11 protein-coding genes are annotated in these 17,921 nt (G+C 28.0%); 8 read left to right on the top strand and 3 right to left on the bottom strand.

The window, feature by feature from the left end; all coding sequences use genetic code 11:
• Positions 1-2,607 (bottom strand): glycosyltransferase, encoded by a 2,607-nt coding sequence (locus X275_RS11070; RefSeq protein WP_052913673.1) that lies wholly within the window; start codon positions 2,605-2,607, stop codon positions 1-3.
• Positions 2,608-2,775: 168 nt separating this feature from the next.
• On the opposite strand from X275_RS11070, the gene nth reads away from it, so the two are divergent.
• Positions 2,776-3,414, top strand: coding sequence for an endonuclease III (gene nth, locus X275_RS05570; RefSeq protein ID WP_047267918.1), 639 nt, complete (start codon positions 2,776-2,778; stop codon positions 3,412-3,414).
• 123 nt (positions 3,415-3,537) lie between these two features.
• Here nth and X275_RS05565 read toward each other — a convergent pair whose 3' ends face one another.
• Positions 3,538-4,746, bottom strand: a complete 1,209-nt coding sequence (locus tag X275_RS05565) for an ammonium transporter (protein WP_047267917.1) — start codon at positions 4,744-4,746, stop codon at positions 3,538-3,540.
• A gap of 361 nt (positions 4,747-5,107) precedes the next feature.
• Here X275_RS05565 and X275_RS05560 point away from each other — a divergent pair, with 361 nt between their 5' ends.
• From X275_RS05560 to X275_RS05540, 5 genes are read left to right on the top strand one after another with little or no spacing between them, the layout of a single operon-like run.
• On the top strand, positions 5,108-6,319 hold the full coding sequence (locus tag X275_RS05560; RefSeq protein ID WP_047267916.1) for a YgeY family selenium metabolism-linked hydrolase: 1,212 nt from the start codon (positions 5,108-5,110) through the stop codon (positions 6,317-6,319).
• Positions 6,320-6,376: 57 nt separating this feature from the next.
• Entirely contained in the window at positions 6,377-7,372 is a 996-nt protein-coding gene (locus X275_RS05555) for an ornithine carbamoyltransferase (RefSeq protein ID WP_047267915.1), read from the top strand.
• A 17-nt stretch (positions 7,373-7,389) separates the two neighbouring features.
• Positions 7,390-8,703: an amidohydrolase family protein gene (locus X275_RS05550; RefSeq protein ID WP_047267914.1), complete on the top strand. Its 1,314-nt coding sequence runs from the start codon at positions 7,390-7,392 to the stop codon at positions 8,701-8,703.
• A complete protein-coding gene (locus X275_RS05545) occupies positions 8,697-9,986 on the top strand; it encodes an amidohydrolase family protein (RefSeq protein WP_047267913.1) in 1,290 nt (429 codons plus the stop codon). Before X275_RS05550 ends, X275_RS05545 begins: the two co-directional genes overlap by 7 nt.
• Positions 9,987-10,002: 16 nt before the next feature.
• The gene (locus X275_RS05540) at positions 10,003-11,094 is read left to right on the top strand and encodes a 4Fe-4S binding protein (RefSeq protein WP_047267912.1); all 1,092 of its coding nucleotides are present in this window, start codon (positions 10,003-10,005) and stop codon (positions 11,092-11,094) included.
• Between the two features lie 27 nt (positions 11,095-11,121).
• Here X275_RS05540 and X275_RS05535 read toward each other — a convergent pair whose 3' ends face one another.
• On the bottom strand, positions 11,122-12,453 hold the full coding sequence (locus tag X275_RS05535; RefSeq protein WP_047267911.1) for an FAD-dependent oxidoreductase: 1,332 nt from the start codon (positions 12,451-12,453) through the stop codon (positions 11,122-11,124).
• 237 nt (positions 12,454-12,690) lie between these two features.
• Between X275_RS05535 and X275_RS05530 the strand changes: the two genes are divergently transcribed.
• Complete coding sequence (locus X275_RS05530; RefSeq protein ID WP_047267910.1) at positions 12,691-17,559, top strand: hypothetical protein; 4,869 nt, start codon at positions 12,691-12,693, stop codon at positions 17,557-17,559.
• Between the two features lie 82 nt (positions 17,560-17,641).
• On the top strand, positions 17,642-17,921 hold a 280-nt coding region (locus tag X275_RS05525; RefSeq protein ID WP_047267909.1), incomplete at its 3' end, for a hypothetical protein.

Raw genomic sequence — 17,921 nt, 5'->3', positions numbered from 1 at the left:
TTATAAAATACCAGAAAATTTAAGTATTCTTTTAAAAACACTTTCTTCATTATAAAATTTCAACGCTTCTTTAGTATAATTTCTTAAATCTTCTCCCAAAGTTCTTAAATATCTTTTGGGATTCTCTAGATCTAATATGCTTTTTACTATATCATAATATGTATTATAACTATAAAAATCAAAATATGGATCTTCAAGATTAAAGTCCTTCCCTAATATTCCTCTTGGATTAATATATCCTGTATATTGAGAGACGAAATTAAACCACAGTGTAGTATCTGCAAAAATCGTTGGAATTCCAAGATATGATGTTTCGCTTGCAGAAACCCCTGTATTTACTGCAAGATCATGTATTGCTACAAATCTAAAATCAATTTTTTCAAGTGGAATTATTTTTATATACTTTTCAACATTATGAAATTTTATAATTTCTTTTATAGTATTACTGAATCCACCAACACCTACTATATTCACATAAAACTCATAACCATTATTAATAAGTTTTGCCATATCTTCCACTGCATTTAATACAAAGGATTTTGTATAGGTAAAACGTGGATACATTATAATTCGAATTTTACTATCAAAATTATTATTTAATCTTATATTTTTTAATTTATCAATTGTAAAATAAGGAACTCCTACGTAATTATATTCATTAAGATTAAAATTATTAACTTTTAATCTTAATTCAAGATACTCTTTTGTTAATGCGTCTATATGCAATATGTTATTTATGGATTCTTTATAAAATTTGATGTTTTGGGATATATCTCCAATAAGGAAATTAACTATAGTAATCAAATAATGTTTCACATTTAATTTTAAAACCTTATTTGCTTCCTCTAACCACATACTTGCAGTTACTGGATGTCCTATTACTAAATCTGGCGGATATTTATCTTTTATAGAAGATAATTCTTCAATAAAATTTCTAATTTTAATAAAATCTCTGGGATATTCTGTTAAAGGTGTATTTATAATCAATATTTCTCCTTCAAATCCAAGATCTTTTAAAATATCCAAAGATTTTTTTGTATAATTATTTGAAATAAAAATAAGTTTATATCCATATTTTTTAGCCTCTTTTGAAAAAGATACTAAAACTCTTTCACCACCGCCATATTGAAATCTTCCAAATTCATTCATTAAATACCATATATATTTATTTTCTGATGTTTTTGAATAATTAAATCTTAAAATTCTATTATTATTTAGTATATAATTTTCTGAGTTATTTAAGTCTTTTTCAAAACTATCAAGTAATTTCTCAATTTCAAACAATTGTTTTTCTATAGGATATTTATCTTCTACAAAAAGTCTATAATTTTCTGAGTTATATTCTTGGTTTAATATAATATCTAAAAACTCCTCAATGTTTCTAAAAATATTTTTTTCTGGCCATATTTCTTTACTTTCTTTCCAAGCATGTATTACAGGTTTTATTCCCATAGCCATAGCTTCTCCAATTGTATAATGAAAAGACTCTTCTATTGAAGATGATATAATATAATCTATATCTTTTAACCACATAGATAAGTTTTCAACTCTTGGAACAAACTTTATATATTTTTTTAGATTTAATTCTTCAATCATTGTTTCTATAGCTATTTTATAACGTATATCTTGAAAATCTCCTCTAATAAATAATCTATATTCGTCATCTTTTTTTATTAATTCATAAAAAGCCCATAATAAGATTTCAAAACCCTTTCTATAATTAATATTTCCTATTATTGCAAGTTTTTTTCCGGGAGTTTTTTTATTAAGATATTGAAACTTACTTAAATCAATTCCATTTCTTAAAATACTTGTTTTTTTAATATTTATTTTCTCACCGAATCTTTTAAAAAATATTTCTCTTTTGTGCCTTGCAACAAAAAAAAGATGATCAATAGCATTCCAATTTATTTGGTCTGGAATATTTGTGAAAACTTCATATCCATGTAATCTACATACAACTTTTTTCTCTTTTAAATCGATGTTATTTGTAACAAAGTTAGCTACTTCATTAGCCCATTCTAACCATATAACATCTGCCCATTTGACAGCATTTTTCAATTCTTCACTATTATTTGATATTACAAGTTTAGACGGATATAAAAATGATATATATTCATAAATGGGTTTTATGAAAGTATCAAGACCAGGTAAGCATAAAAAAGCTATTTTTATATTTTTAAAAAAAGTTTTCTTAGCAAGATCATATTTTTCTTTCATAGACATATCTTTTGTTAGAGTTGACGCAATATAATAATTTTTAATACCAGCAGCTTTACTTCTATTGTTTATTTCTATATCTCCTAACAAATCGTGCGTTGCCCAATCTTTATTTTTTATTCTCATTAAATATCTCCAAGAATCTAAATCTTTATTCATTAATTTCAGTATATACGCATAATTAAACAAAACGTCATCATTCTTAGGATCAACTTTTAAAGCTTTTTCAAAAAAGTTTTTTGCTTTCTGAATTTCACCTTTATTGAAATATAACAATCCATTTAAATTATTTTTTTGAACTATATCATTTATATTTTCAATTAATGTTTCAGCTTCATCAAATTTTTTTTGGTTAATTAAGTTTAAAATTAATTCCTTTTTTTTCATATAAAAATCTCCTTTTAGTAAAATTTATATATACATAATAATTATAACATATTTTTAATTAACACATTACCTACACATAATGTTCTAAAATAATTCAAACTCTCAAATTAAATAATAGAGATATGATATAATTTAAGAAATGATATAATCGAAAGGATGATATGTATAATGAAAAAAAGCAAAAAAGAAATAAAAAAAATACTGGAAATATTAGAAAAAACATATCCTAATTCCACTACAGCACTAAAATATAAAAACACATTTGAATTATTAATTGCTGTAATATTATCGGCTCAAACTACAGATAATCAAGTAAACAAAGTAACTCCAACATTGTTTTCGAAATTTAAAACACCAGAAGATTTTGCTAAATTAAAACCAGAAGAACTGGAAAAGTATATAAAGGGTGTGGGATTATATAAAACAAAAAGTAAGAATATAATAAATACGTGTAAGATGTTATTAGAAAAATATAATGGAAAAATACCAGAAACAAGAGAAGAACTAATAAAATTACCTGGAGTTGGAAGAAAGACCGCAAATGTAATGTTAAGCGTTGCGTTTGGGAAAGATGCTATTGCTGTGGATACACATGTTTTTAGAGTTGCAAATAGAATAGGTTTGGCAAATGGAAAAAATGTAAAAAAAACAGAAGAAGATTTGATGAAAAACATTCCACAAGAGTTATGGGGAAAAGCTCATCATTGGTTAATATATCATGGAAGAAATATTTGTAAAGCAAGAAAACCAGAATGTGAAATTTGTCCTATAAAAACTTTTTGCAATTATTACCAGGATAAAAAGTGATTAAAATAATTATATTTCATTCTTAAATAAAAAAACAAAGTTTAATCATAATTTCTTATATAAAAACATATAATTTAATAAAAGTGACTCCATAAGGAGTCACTAAAACATATATTATCATTTTTATAAATAAGCTTCCTCACCAAATTCGTTTTTATCCAATCCTTCAATTTCAGCTTCACCGCTAACTCTAACTTGTGTGATTCTATTTATAAGCCATAATGCGATATATGTAAAAATAAAAGCATAAATTGAAACTAAATTTACTGCTATAAATTCTTTCCAGAAAAACCCTGCATTTCCGTATAACAAACCATTAGCCCCATTGCTATTAACACTTTTCGTAGCAAATAATCCTAATAGAACTATGCCGAGATATCCACCTACACCATGTACTCCCCATACATCTAAAGCATCATCCCAGCCTTTTTTGTTTTTATATAATACAGCAGCATAGCTAACAATAGAAGCGATTATTCCTATTAACATTGAGGTTTGAACTGTTACATAACCAGCAGCTGGTGTAATTGTTGCCAAACCGGCAACAGCTCCTGTAAGCATACCAAGTATTTTAGGTTTTCTTTCAAAAATTATAGCTAAAATCAACCATGTAATAGCAGCAAATGAGGCCGCAACATCAGTATTTAAAAAAGCATTTGCAGTTACAGCATCTACCCTTAACTCACTACCAGCATTAAAACCATACCATCCAAACCATAATAATCCGGTTCCTAATGCAACAAGTGGAATACTATGTGGTTTTACATTCTTTTGTTTTCTTTTACCTACAAAAAATACCGAAGCTAATGCAGCTGCACCAGCACTTGCATGAACCACAATACCTCCTGCGAAATCTAAAACTCCCCACTTTTGAAACAATCCTCCTCCCCAAACCATATGAACAAGAGGAAAATAAACAAAAATAAGCCAAACAGTTAAAAAAATCATATAAGCTTTGAACTTTACTCTGTCTGCAAATGCACCTGTTATTAAAGCCGGTGTGATTATAGCAAACATCATCTGATATGCAACGAATACAATCATTGGTATTCCTGTATTTGCACCAAATGGTGTATTTATAGAAATACCATGAAGAAATAAATATTTTGAATCTCCAATTATCCCTAAAATATCATTACCAAAGCTCATAGTAAATCCAAAAGTTACCCATAAAATAGTAGTCCATCCCATAGAAACAAAACTCTGCATCATAATAGTTAGAACATTTTTTCTACCAACTAATCCACCATAAAAGAAAGCAAGTCCAGGTGTCATAAGCATAACAAGACTTGTTGCAAGAAGCATAAATGCTGTGTTTCCGGTATCAAACATTTTTTCACCCCTTCAATTTAATTACCCATTCCCCCAAGATGTTAAAAATTATAACTCTATCAAAAAAAAATATCAAATTTGAAAATAAAAGAATTTTAGATTCTATCTATTATAAATAATTTGTATCACATACAAACAACTGAAATATACATATTATCAAATAATAATTTAATACAAATATTATATATAAAACATTAAATATAATGACATATTTCATTATAAAAATAGTGTTATCAAGAGGAATATTATAAATAAACAAGATAATCAACCATATTTCAAATTCTAATTGATAAAATAGTGTTAATGAGAATTGTACAAGTTTTTAATTTTAAAATAAAAGTTATATAATTTTATAAAGTTTATGCAGGGAGGGATAAATTTGACAACATTAGAATTAGCAGAAAAATACCGTGAAGACATTGTTAAGTTTATGAGCAAATTGATAAAAGCAAGGAGTTACTCTGGAGAAGAAAAAGAAGTTATACAGGTTATTAAAGAAGAAATGGAAAGGGTAGGATTTGATGAAGTGAAAATTGATGGATTAGGCAATATACTTGGAAGAATAGGAAATGGTAAAACAGTTATTGCAATGGATGCACATATTGATACTGTTGAAGTTGGTAACCCGGATTTATGGGATAAAGACCCATTTAGTGGCGATTGGGATGATGAATGGGTATATGGAAGAGGAGCATCTGACCAAAAAGCAGGTATGTGTTCCATGGTATACGGAATGAAAATTTTAAAAGAATTAAATTTATTAGATGACTTTACCATTTATGTAACCGGGACAGTTATGGAAGAAGATTGTGACGGATTATGCTGGCGATACATTGTCGAAGAAGATAAAATAAAACCGGATTTTGTAGTTATTACAGAGCCAACAAGTTTGAATGTGTATAGAGGGCATAGAGGAAGAATAGAATTCAGGATAAAAACTGTAGGTCTTTCTGCACACGCAAGTGCTCCAGAAAGAGGAGATAATGCTATTTATAAAATGGCAAAAATTATAAATGAAATAGAAAAATTAAATGAAAAACTTCATTATGATCCATTTCTTGGAAAAGGGACTATAGTTGTTTCTCAAATATTCTTTAAATCACCTTCACACAATGCTGTTCCAGATGAGTGTGTAATTCACATTGATAGAAGACTTACAGCTGGCGAAACAAAGGAAAGTGCATTTGAAGAAATAAGAGAAATATTTAAAAAAACAGGAATTGATGCAGAAATAGTAGAATTGACATATTCAAAACCAGCATATACCGGAATTGAATATCCTGTTGAAAAGTATTTTCCAACATGGGTACTTGAAGAAAATTCAGATGTTGTACAAGTAGCAAAAGAAGCATATGTTAAGACATTTAGCGAAGAACCATTAATAGATAAATGGACATTTAGCACAAATGGTATAGCTACAGCTGGTGTTTATAATATTCCAACAGTTGGTTTTGGTCCAGGCGATGAAAAATATGCACATGCTCCAAATGAAAAAGTAAAGATCGAACATCTTGTAAAAGCAGCAGCATTTTATGCTAATTTCCCAAAAACATTGGTGGAAAAAATAAAATAAATAATTATATACATAAAATTTTTAAATTCATAAAAATATATCAAGGGGGTAGACATTATGTCAGCATTTTTCAAAACAGAAAAAAGTAGACATTTCATAACAACACAGGATTTTACAAATGAAGAGATAGAAATGATGTTGGATCTCGCAAGAGATTTGAAAATTAAAATGGCTTCTAATATACCAACACCATATTTATTGTATAAGACATTATTTTTAATATTTTTCGATCAATCAACAAGAACAAGAAATTCAATGGAAGCAGGTATCGCACAATTAGGGGGGCATGCTAATTTCTTAAACCCAAGCATGATGCAACTTTCTCACGGTGAAACACCTGAAGATACAGCGAGAGTTCTTGCAAGAATGGGGCATGGTATTGCGGTTAGAGCCTGTGAATTTGGAAAAGGAAACAAATATTTAAGAGGTATGGCTTCTGTATCTCAGGTTCCTGTTATGAATTTACAGGATGATATTTATCATCCATTCCAGGTTTTAGCAGATGTTATGACAATGCAGGAAAGATTTGGAAAGAACTTAAGAGGTTTAAAAGTTGGAATTAGCTGGGCATATGCAGAAAGTCATTTAAAACCATTGTCTGTACCTCAATCACAGATATTATTATTTACAAGATTGGGTATGGATGTAACATTAGCATATCCTGAAAAGTTTGATTTAATGCCAGATATAGTAAAACAAGCACAGGAAAATGCGGAAAAATATGGAGGAAAATTGAATATTTCTCATAAAATGGAAGATGCTTTTGTAGATGCACATGTTGTTATCCCAAAAAATTGGGGAGGATTCTTTGTCTCAAACGATTCTGAAGAAATTAAAGCTGAAACAGCAAAACATAAAGACTGGATATGTGATGAAGAAAAAATGAAATTAACAAGACCTGATTCTGTATATATGCACGCCTTACCAGCAGATAGAGGTAAGGAAGTTGTTGACTCAGTTATTGATGGGCCACACTCTATAATCTTTGACGAGGCAGAAAACAGAATCCATACAGCAAAAGCTGTTATGACATTGTTAATGGGTGGAAGATAATTAGGAAGTGATCTTATATGTTTGATTTAGCCGTACTGGATGGAAAGATTTATATTGATAATGAATTTATAGAGGGAAATATATACATTAAAAATGGAAAAATAAAAGATATTTCCTCTTCATATCTAAAATCAAAAAAAGAATATAATGTTTCCGGGAAGTTTATACTTCCCGGTTTTATCGATCCTCATGTCCATTTTGAATTAACAGTTGGCAAATATACATCTGTTGACAATTTTAAAACCGGTTCAACGTCAGCTGCTTTTGGTGGAATTACATCTTATATAGACTTTCTTGATCCAATAAAAAACTTAGAAGAACTTGAAAAAGCATTTGAAAAAAGAAAAACTCTTGCTAAAAAGAGTTTGACAGATTACGCATTTCATGCTACAATTTCAAATCCAACTATTGAACCAGAGGACCTTATAGTAAAATGTAAAGAGTTGGGTATATCAAGTATAAAATTATTTACAACCTATGGTCCAAGAATGACAGGAGATAAATATATATCAAAACTTTTGAAATTATCAAAAGAATACGGAATTGTTGTAACAGTTCACGCTGAAAATAATGAATTAATAGAAGACTCAAAAGATATCCCGATGAAAGAACATTCTAAAGTTAGATCAACACTTTCCGAGGTAACTGAGGTGGTAAAGCTTGCAGAGATATCGGAATATTATAATGGGCAATTATATATAGTACATCTTTCAAGTGGATATTCTCTTGAAACATTAAAAAAAAGATTCAAAGATATTATAGGAAAAAATCTTGTGTTGGAAAGCTGTCCTCACTATTTCTATTTTAATGACGAAAAATTTGCACAAAAAAATGGATATTTATACTCAATGACGCCACCATTGAGGAGTGAAGAAGAAAGGAAAAAATTAATTGAAAATATAAAATTTTTACAAACGATTGGTACCGATCATTGCCCCTTTAATTCATTAGAAAAGAAAAAAGAATACACAAATATTATGCCTATGGGCATTGGTGGGGTTGAATTTTCATTCTCGTTAATGTACACGTTGTTTGGAAATGAAGTAATTGATAAATTCACAAAGAATGTTGCAAAGTATTATGGGTTATATCCACAAAAAGGAACATTGTTACCAGGAGCTGATGGAGATATTGTAATATTTGATCCAGAAAAGGAATGGGTTATAGAATCGCATCATTCAAATGCAGATTATACAGTATATGAGAATATAAAGATTAAAGGAAAAGTTATAACAACTATTTCAAGAGGAAGGTTTGTTATAAAGGATGAAAATCTTGTAGGAAGCAGAATTAGAGGACGTTTTTTAAGAAGGGAAGAGGTAAGATGGTAAAGACCATTATTAATTGTAATATCTTTGATTATGAAACATATAAAAAAAATCAGTATATCAGATTTGATAAAGAAATATTAGAAGTAGGTTCAATGGAAAATTTTGAGAAAAAAGATAATGAAGAGATTATAGATTTTAAAGGAAAACTCATAATGCCAGGATTTGTTAACGGTCATACTCATATATATTCAACATTTGCTCGAGGAATGAGCGTAGAATTTAACCCAAAAAGTTTTTCTGATATATTAAAACAATTATGGTGGAAAATGGATTCGAAAATAGACTTAGAAATAACATATTATAGCTCTTTAATCAGTGGCATTGAGCTTATAAAAAATGGAATTACTTCTGTAATAGATCATCACTCCAGTGGAATATCAATAAAAGGCACATTAAATAAATTAAAAAAAGGATTAAGCGATGAAATAGGAATAAGAGGGATTTTTTGTTTTGAAACAAGTGATAGATTTGATGTAGATGAATGTATACAAGAAAACAGTGAATTTCTAAAAAATTCTTCAGAAAAATATGCAGGTATGTTTGGACTTCATGCATCACTTTCATTATCAAACGAAACATTAAAAAAAGTATCGGAAAATTTAAATGGCGCACCTATACATATTCATGTAGCTGAAAGTATAGAAGATGAGGAAGATTCTATAAATAAATACGGAAAAAGAGTAGTTGAAAGATTGGAAGAATTTAATTTACTAACAAAAAATTCTATATTATCTCATTGTGTACATATTGATAAAAAAGAAGCTGAGATAATGTCTAAATATGGTATATATGTGGCTTTAAATCCAACATCAAATATGAATAATGCTGTGGGATTACCAAATTATAAATTATTAAAAGAAAAAGGAATAAATACTATTGTGGGTAATGATGGTTTAGGATATAACATTACAAGAGAGTATTTAAATCTATATTTTACCCAAAAATATAGATATAATGATCCATTATTCTTTAATTTTGAGGATTTGAAAAGAAATATAGATAATGTTTATAATCTTGTTGGTGAAATGCTTGGAATAAAACTCGGAAGAATAAAAGAAGGATACAAGGCTGATATGATATCTTTTGAGTATAAACCATTTACACCTATTGATGAAAGTAATATTTTAGGGCATGTATTTTTTGGGATATGGGATAATCTGGATGTTGCTGATACTATTGTTAATGGTGAATTTTTAATGAAAGATAGAGAAGTAAAATTTGAAGTTGAAAAAATTTATAATGAAGCAAAAAAAATTGCCGAAAACTTGTGGAGGAAATTATGATAATAGGGGGGAGATTATGGATTTAAGTACAGAATTTGCAGGGATAAAATTGAAGAATCCTTTAATGCCAGCATCTGGTCCGTTAGTTGGTGATGATGAAAAGATGCTATACCTTGCAAGGCTTGGCGTTGGAGGAATGGTTACCAAAACTATATCAACTAAGGCTGCAGAAGTTCCAAGGCCTTGTATATACGGCACTAATAATTATATTGTAAATGCAGAATTATGGTCTGAATTACCACCGGAAAAGTGGATAAATGAAATATTACCAAAATTAAAACAAGAACTTGATTTACCTTTAATAGTCAGCGCAGGTTACACCAAAGAAGATATGGAAATTTTGATTCCACAGCTGGATAAATTTGCAGATGCATTTGAAATTTCCACGCATTATGTTGGAAAAAATTTAGATACAATTGCAGAAACAGTTAGAACAATAAGGTCTCACACAGATAAGCCGATATTCATGAAAATGAGCCCGCATATTCCAGATCCTATAGCGTTTGCTAAAATGGTTCTCGAAAATGGGGGAACAGGTATTGTTGCAATAAATTCATTAGGTCCAACTATGCTTGTAGATTTAAAAAACCGAACAAATCTAATAGGTAATGACAAAGGGCAGGTGTGGATTTCAGGCCCTGTAATTAAAAACCTTGGACTTGCACTTGTAAATACAATAAAAGAAGCTGTTCCTGAAATTACAGTAATAGGTGTAGGTGGAATTGCATCTGCTGATGATGTTTTAGAATACTTATTGGCTGGAGCAGATGCTGTTCAAATGCTATCAGCAGCATTGATCAGAGGAAAACAGCTATACAAAACTATAGTTGATCAATTACCTAAAGCTCTTGAAAAATATGGGTTTAGTAGTATAGAAGAGGTAAAAAAGGTTGGATTAAAGAAAAAGGAAGTTATATTTGAACCAAAATATCCACAAATAGATCTTAACAAATGTACTTTCTGTAAATTATGTGAAATGGTATGTCCATACTGGGCAATTACTGTAGACAAAGAAAATAAACAAGTTATAGTTGATGAAAGCAAATGTTTTGGTTGTAGTTTATGCCAGAGTAGATGTCCTGTTAAAGCAATTAGTGGGGTTATATAATAAAAATATGGCGCATGCGCCATATTTTTATTTAATATATTCTAATCCTGCAATATTTAAGAAATTCCATGGTTTATTAAAGTGTGGTTGAAAAAAGAAATCTATGAACGCCAAATCCTTTATTGTCATTTTATTTTGAATAACAACAGACATTGTGTTTATAGATTGTGTTAAATCGGCTTTTGATACTATTTGAGCTCCCAATATTCTCTCTGTGTTTTTATCATATACAACTTTGAATGTTAAAGAATAATATTCTGGCATAAATTCTGGTCTGTTATTTTCTGTAATAATAATAGAATCAACATTCAAATTTTGCGATTTAGCCATACTTTCTGTTAAACCAGTTGCAGCAAAATTATTACCATATATTTTTATTCCTGATGTTCCTTGAGTTCCAGGATATTTTAATGTTGGTTTTGCTAAATTGTATGCTGCTATTGTCCCCATTCTTACAGCATTTGTTGCAAGAGGAATATATCTGTATTTGCCATCTGGATTATAATATACAGCACATGAATCTCCTGCAGCAAATACATCATTAACGCTTGTTCTCATATATTCATCTACAATAATTGCACCATTTTCAAGCATATCCAATTGACCTTTAAACAGGGCAGTGTTTGGGTTAAATCCCATAGCTAATACAACCATATCTGTTTTATATTCATTTTTAGTTGTAATTACCTTTCTTACTTTATTATCTTTACCTTCAAATTTAATAACTTTTTCTCCAATAGCTAATTTTACTCCATTTTCTAATAGAGCTTTTTCTGCAACATCTGTAAATTCTTTATCAAGATATCTGCTTAATATTCTATCTTCTATATCTATAAGCGTAACATTTTTTCCGTGTTCCCTGAAAGCTTCAACAAGTTCAACACCTATATATCCTGCTCCTATAACAATAATATTTTTAACTTGTTCTGTTTTTTTAATTATATCCTGCGCATGATAAAAGTTTTTTGATAACAAAATATTTTCCATATGTATTCCTTTAATATCTGGAACAATTGGCCATGAACCTGTTGTGATTATTAATTTGTCAAATGTATCGTCAAATTCTTCTTTTGTTTCAAGATTTTCTACAACAATTTTTTTATTTTTTAAATCAACATTTTTCACATTATAACGCATTTTTATATTTACACCAATATTTCTCAATTGCTCAGGAGATGAATAAAATAGTCCTTTTGGATCTTTTACCACACCTTGAACATGTAATGCAATACCACAGGACAAAAATGAAATATTATCATTCCTTTCATATACTGTGATTTCCGCATTTTTATATAATTTTGCTGAGTTAATAGCCACTGCTGTTCCTGCATGTGTACAACCTATAATTACTATTTTCATATATAAACGCCCCTCTCTGATTGTTATTTTTTTAACTTTTATATTTAAAGTACGCTTTTTTCAAAATTAATTGTACTACACATTTATAATAATTTCAATTAAGAGAATATTACAAAAACAAAAATATAAAGATTATAAAATACTAAACAGATAGGTTATTTGTTAATCTTTATAGAAAAATAACACGATAATATTATGAACTAAATTTTCAAATAGACGAAATAGGTGGTGGTATTCATGAAAAAAATAAATATATTAATTTTTCTGATAATTATATTTTTATTACAAAGTTGTATATTTAAGGATCAACCTCCTATTATAGAAAGTATGAATCCATCGAATGGTGAAAAAATTAATCCAGGTGGAGTTGCTTTCAGTTGGTCAGCTAAAGATCCTGAAAAAAAGATGTTGATATATAATTTTTATTTATATTCTAATGGCCAATTAAAATATAAAGCAGAAGATCTTGCCTCTAATAATTTGAAAGTAAATTTAGAAGAAAATACAAAATATGATTGGGTTTTAGAGGTAATAGATATAAGTGGTAATAGAACTAAAGGAGAAGTTTCTTTTGAAACTAATTATATAAATTCAGAGCCTATTAAATCTATACTCAGATATCCAGAAAATAATAATAAAGGGGTTAATCCTTATGATTTAAAATTTGAATGGTATAAAAGTATAGATTTTGATGGAGATCAGGTTTTTTATAACCTTTATTTATCAGAATCAACACCTTTAAACACACCAATTGCATCAGCTTTAACAAATACTGAATATACAATTAAAAAGTTAAAATTAGACACAACATATTTTTGGAAAATTGAATCTTACGATTCTTTTGGTGCATCAGAAGTATCAGAAACATGGACATTTAAAACATTAGATAATACTCCACCAATGATAGATTTTCCAAAAGAAGACTTCATTGTTAGTGAAGGAGAAGAATTTAACCTTGATTTAAAAAATTATGTATCTGATATGGAGGATAATTATTTCGAATATCAGATAAATACAAATAATGGTGCAATTATTCAGGGAAGTAAGTATATATTTAAACCTGATTATAATTTTGTAAGTCATCCGGCTTCTCAAAAGAAAATAGGTGAAATAATAATAGTTTCAGATACAAAAGAAAATGTTAGTGGAACATTGAATATTATTGTTAAAGATGTTAATAGAAATCCTGAAAAACCACAAATAGTATATCCAAAAAATAATTCTATTGTGCCAAAAAATTTTCAGATAGAATGGAATTGTATAGATTTAGATAATGATCAATTAAAGTTTGATATATATTTAGGGACACGATCAAAAAATTATACAAAGATTGCAACCTTAATTGAAAATAACAAATATGATGTATCTCTTAATGATGATACAGAATATTTCTTAAAAATAGTAGCAAAAGATAATTATGGTGGTATTAAATCAAGCGAAGAAATAGAGTTTAGAACAAAAAAAGAAGTGAATAATGTTCAATGGGTAAAAGATATTACCAATATCAAAGATATTTTTATGTATAATGATCAATTAATAGTTATAACAAATGAGAGTGTTTATAGATTAAATACAAATGGGACAATTGACAAAGTTATTGATTTGAATAACATAATAGGCAATAGCATAATTTACCAAGATAAGTTATATGTTGTAGAAACTAATGGAGATATTAGTATTATAGATTTAAATATTTTTGAATTAAAAAATACAATCAATATTGGTGGAAATGTTGTGGGGCTCACAGCAAATGAGGATTATAAAGGTGTAAAACAATTATACATAATAACTTCAGAAGGTATATTATATGTATATGATATAGATAATTTTATTTTAAAATGGCAAAAGAACTATGAAATAACACCATCATCATCTATTCTTATAATTGAAAATGGGTATATAGTTATTTTTGGGGAATATGGGAATTCTGGGAAGATTATAATTGCGAAACCTAAAGGGGAAATTTATAAAGAAATTAATTTGATTCAACCACTTTCATCATTTGTAATAAATGATGAAGAAAGCTATATATATTTTGCTATAGGGAACTTTATTTATAGTTATGATAAAAATGGAGTTAAACGTTGGGAATTAAGTGTGTCAGAAGAAATAAATGGTGAAATATTATATGATGGTGAATACTTTTATGCATCTGGAAACAATGCTATTTTCAAGATAAATAAATATGGAAATTTGGTAGATACTTATTCTTCAAATAATATATTTTCTAAAACAATGTTAATATCAAAAGATAAGAATATAATTGCTGTTAATAATATAGGATTAATAAAGGGAAATAATGAGATAAACATAGCCGCTTTTGAAGATATAAAAACATATGCTTTATTAAATGATGGGTTGTTATATTTTGCATCAGAAGCTAAATTGTACGCATTATCGATAGATGATGAGGAAACATTCAACAACGATTGGTATGTTTTTGGAAAAAATATAAATAAAAATAGAACATCTTATGTAAGAAATAATACACCACCAAAAAAACCAGAATTAATATATCCTCAAAATCAAAGTGTTGAAATACCAACTAAAATAAAATTAATGTGGCAGTGTGAAGATATGGAAGATGATGAATTAACCTATAGTATATATTTAGGTGAAGGAGATAATTTAGAATTAGTTGCAACTACACAATCAACTTCGTATGAAGTCAATTTAGAAAACGATAAAAAATATTATTGGAAAGTAATAGTTGGAGATGGTGAATTTTCAACAGAAAGTGATTTGTATAGTTTCACAGCAATCCCACCGCCGGCAGAAGAAAAATTTAAAGTAAAAGTGGAAGGAGCAACTATATATTCTCCGGCAATTTCAGAAGATAATATAATTTATTTTTCAACAAGTTCAGGAAATATATATTCATATAATACTTATGGAGATATAATATGGAAATATAATACAATTGGATTTATAAAATCATCAGTAGTTTTAAATCCATTAAATCAAGTGATTGTAGGAAATGAAAATGGAGAATTATATATAATAAATTCAAATGGAATGTTATCTAATAAAATTATTTTGGACGGGTCAATAAGTATTCCTGTATCATTAGGAAAAAATGGTGAAATATTTGTAATTACAGATATTGGAAATATATATAAACTATCATTTTTTGGAGAACAAATATGGAAAAAAGAATTAAGAGGCAATCCAACCACAAATATTGTGGTTGATAAAGATAATAACATATATTTCGGTATGGATAATCATCTATATAGTTTAGACGATCTGGGAAATATTAGATTTGAAAAGTCGTTTAATAATATTATTTCAACAGATTTGTCTATTGATGAATATGGAAATGTATATTTTGCTATAGGAAATAAAGTGTATTCAATTAATGAATTTGGAGATGTTGAATTTGAAAAAGATATAGGTGAAAAAGTGATAGGAACAATATTTATAGATAATGATAATGCCATAATTTTTGAAACTTTAGAAGGAAATTTGTATAGATATTATTATTTAGGAAAATCTCTTGAAAAAATACAATTGAATGAGAAACCATATACCTTAATATTAATGGATGGGATAAAATATATAACAACAAAAGATAAGTTTATAGTATATAATGGAGAATTAAGATGGTATGATGAATATAGAAAAGTAAGATATTCTCCTAATATTGATAATAATGGAGTAATAATTTTTGGAACTACAGAGGGCTTTTTGTATGGGATATATGGTGATACAAATAAATTAAGAAATTCAGCATGGCCAATTTATTTAGGTGATAAAAGACATACAGGGAATATAAACGGGGAAAACATAATTGTTCCAACAAATAGACCTCCGTTAAAACCATATAATCCATATCCAGCAGATAATAGTGATATTTCTGTGTCAACTATAACATTAACTTGGGAATCATCTGATCCAGATGGAGACAATGTTTATTATAACCTATATCTGGGAGATAATATAAATCAACAAAAAGTAGCAAGTGATATTTCACAAAATTCGTATAAAATTACAAATTTAATTCCAGGTACATATTATTGGTATGTTGAAGCATATGATAACTATGGAAATATTTCCAAAAGCGAATTGTGGAGTTTTACAGTAACAGAATCAGCTGCAGAAAACAATCCACCGTTAAAACCTGTGTTGTTAGAACCAGTAAATAATGCTAATAATGTATCAAATAATGCTGTTTTAAAATGGCAGTGTTCCGATCCGGATGGTGATTCTTTAACTTATGATATTTATATAAATTCAGAACCAATGTTATCTATCCCAGTGAAAACTAATTATAATGGAACAATATATTCTATTGTTTTAGATGAGAATAAAACATATTATTGGAAAATAGTTGCAAAAGATGGTAAAGGTGGTGAGACGTCAAGTGATATATATTCGTTTACAACGTCAGAGAAAGTAAATAATCCTCCGAATAAACCTATATTAATAGAGCCGTTAAATAATTCTACCAATATAGAACCAGATGTTACCTTAAGTTGGAGCGCAACAGATCCAGATGGAGATAGTTTAACCTACGATTTATACTTATCAAAAACGCCAGATTTAACATCACCATATAGAACAGGATTAACGTTAACTTCATTGTTCGTATCGAATTTAGAATTAGGAACAACGTATTATTGGAAAGTAGTAGCGAAAGATGGTAAAGGCGGTGAGAATTCAAGTGATGTCTATAAATTTACAGTAACAGAAGCAATAGATCCATTGACTCCAAAATTATATTTTAAAGATACAGTAATTCCTTCAGGGGATCAGGGTGATGTAATAATACATGGTCAAAAAATAGAAAATGTTATAGCCTTTGATATTGAAGTAAGTTATGACAAAACAAAACTAAGTGTTTCAGAAAATAGTGTTCAATTTATTGGGGAATTAAGCGGTAGAAGTCCTATTGTAAGTATAAAAAATGGGACATTAAAAATAACATTATTATCCTTTTCTTCATTTAATATTAATAATAGTGATATTATAAAAATAACTTTTACATCAATAGGACAATCTGGCAGCACAAAGTTAAGGTTTACAAATAACACACAAATTTTGAATCGTGATGGAAAAAAATTAAATATTGATATCTCAGATATTGGAATAATCACAATTCAATAGATTTAAATTATACATATATAATAGTCGATATATTTATAGAAAAATAAATGAAATGAAATTAAAAGAAATGAGGAATATATATATGAGATTACAATATTTATATATAATAATTGTTTTATTGCTACTAATAATATTAACAAGTTGTTTTAAAGCGGTACCAGTTGGTAAATTAAACACAGAAGATATTAGAGTAGATCTTTCAACGAATTATGATGTGTATTCTCAAGTGAATTCATCAGCAATAGAAATGGAATTTAATGCAAACATACCAAAAGATGCATTCATGTATGACAAAAGCAACTCATTGATATTGGTAAAAAATTATTCAAACAAGACAGTAGTAATATTTTCAAAAGCACAAA

Source organism: Marinitoga sp. 1197 (assembly GCF_001021165.1).
In the GTDB taxonomy this organism is placed as follows: Bacteria; Thermotogota; Thermotogae; order Petrotogales; family Petrotogaceae; genus Marinitoga.
Note: the sequence above shows the minus strand (reverse complement) of the source record. Positions and strands in the feature narration are given on the sequence as shown.

Excerpts from the sequence above, each read along its gene's own strand:
- X275_RS11070 (WP_052913673.1), bottom strand. The coding sequence starts at position 2,607 with ATGAAAAAAAAGGAATTAATTTTAAACTTAATTAACCAAAAAAAATTT.
- nth (WP_047267918.1), top strand. The coding sequence starts at position 2,776 with ATGAAAAAAAGCAAAAAAGAAATAAAAAAAATACTGGAAATATTAGAA.
- X275_RS05565 (WP_047267917.1), bottom strand. The coding sequence starts at position 4,746 with ATGTTTGATACCGGAAACACAGCATTTATGCTTCTTGCAACAAGTCTT.
- X275_RS05560 (WP_047267916.1), top strand. The coding sequence starts at position 5,108 with ATGCAGGGAGGGATAAATTTGACAACATTAGAATTAGCAGAAAAATAC.
- X275_RS05555 (WP_047267915.1), top strand. The coding sequence starts at position 6,377 with ATGTCAGCATTTTTCAAAACAGAAAAAAGTAGACATTTCATAACAACA.
- X275_RS05550 (WP_047267914.1), top strand. The coding sequence starts at position 7,390 with ATGTTTGATTTAGCCGTACTGGATGGAAAGATTTATATTGATAATGAA.
- X275_RS05545 (WP_047267913.1), top strand. The coding sequence starts at position 8,697 with ATGGTAAAGACCATTATTAATTGTAATATCTTTGATTATGAAACATAT.
- X275_RS05540 (WP_047267912.1), top strand. The coding sequence starts at position 10,003 with ATGGATTTAAGTACAGAATTTGCAGGGATAAAATTGAAGAATCCTTTA.
- X275_RS05535 (WP_047267911.1), bottom strand. The coding sequence starts at position 12,453 with ATGAAAATAGTAATTATAGGTTGTACACATGCAGGAACAGCAGTGGCT.
- X275_RS05530 (WP_047267910.1), top strand. The coding sequence starts at position 12,691 with ATGAAAAAAATAAATATATTAATTTTTCTGATAATTATATTTTTATTA.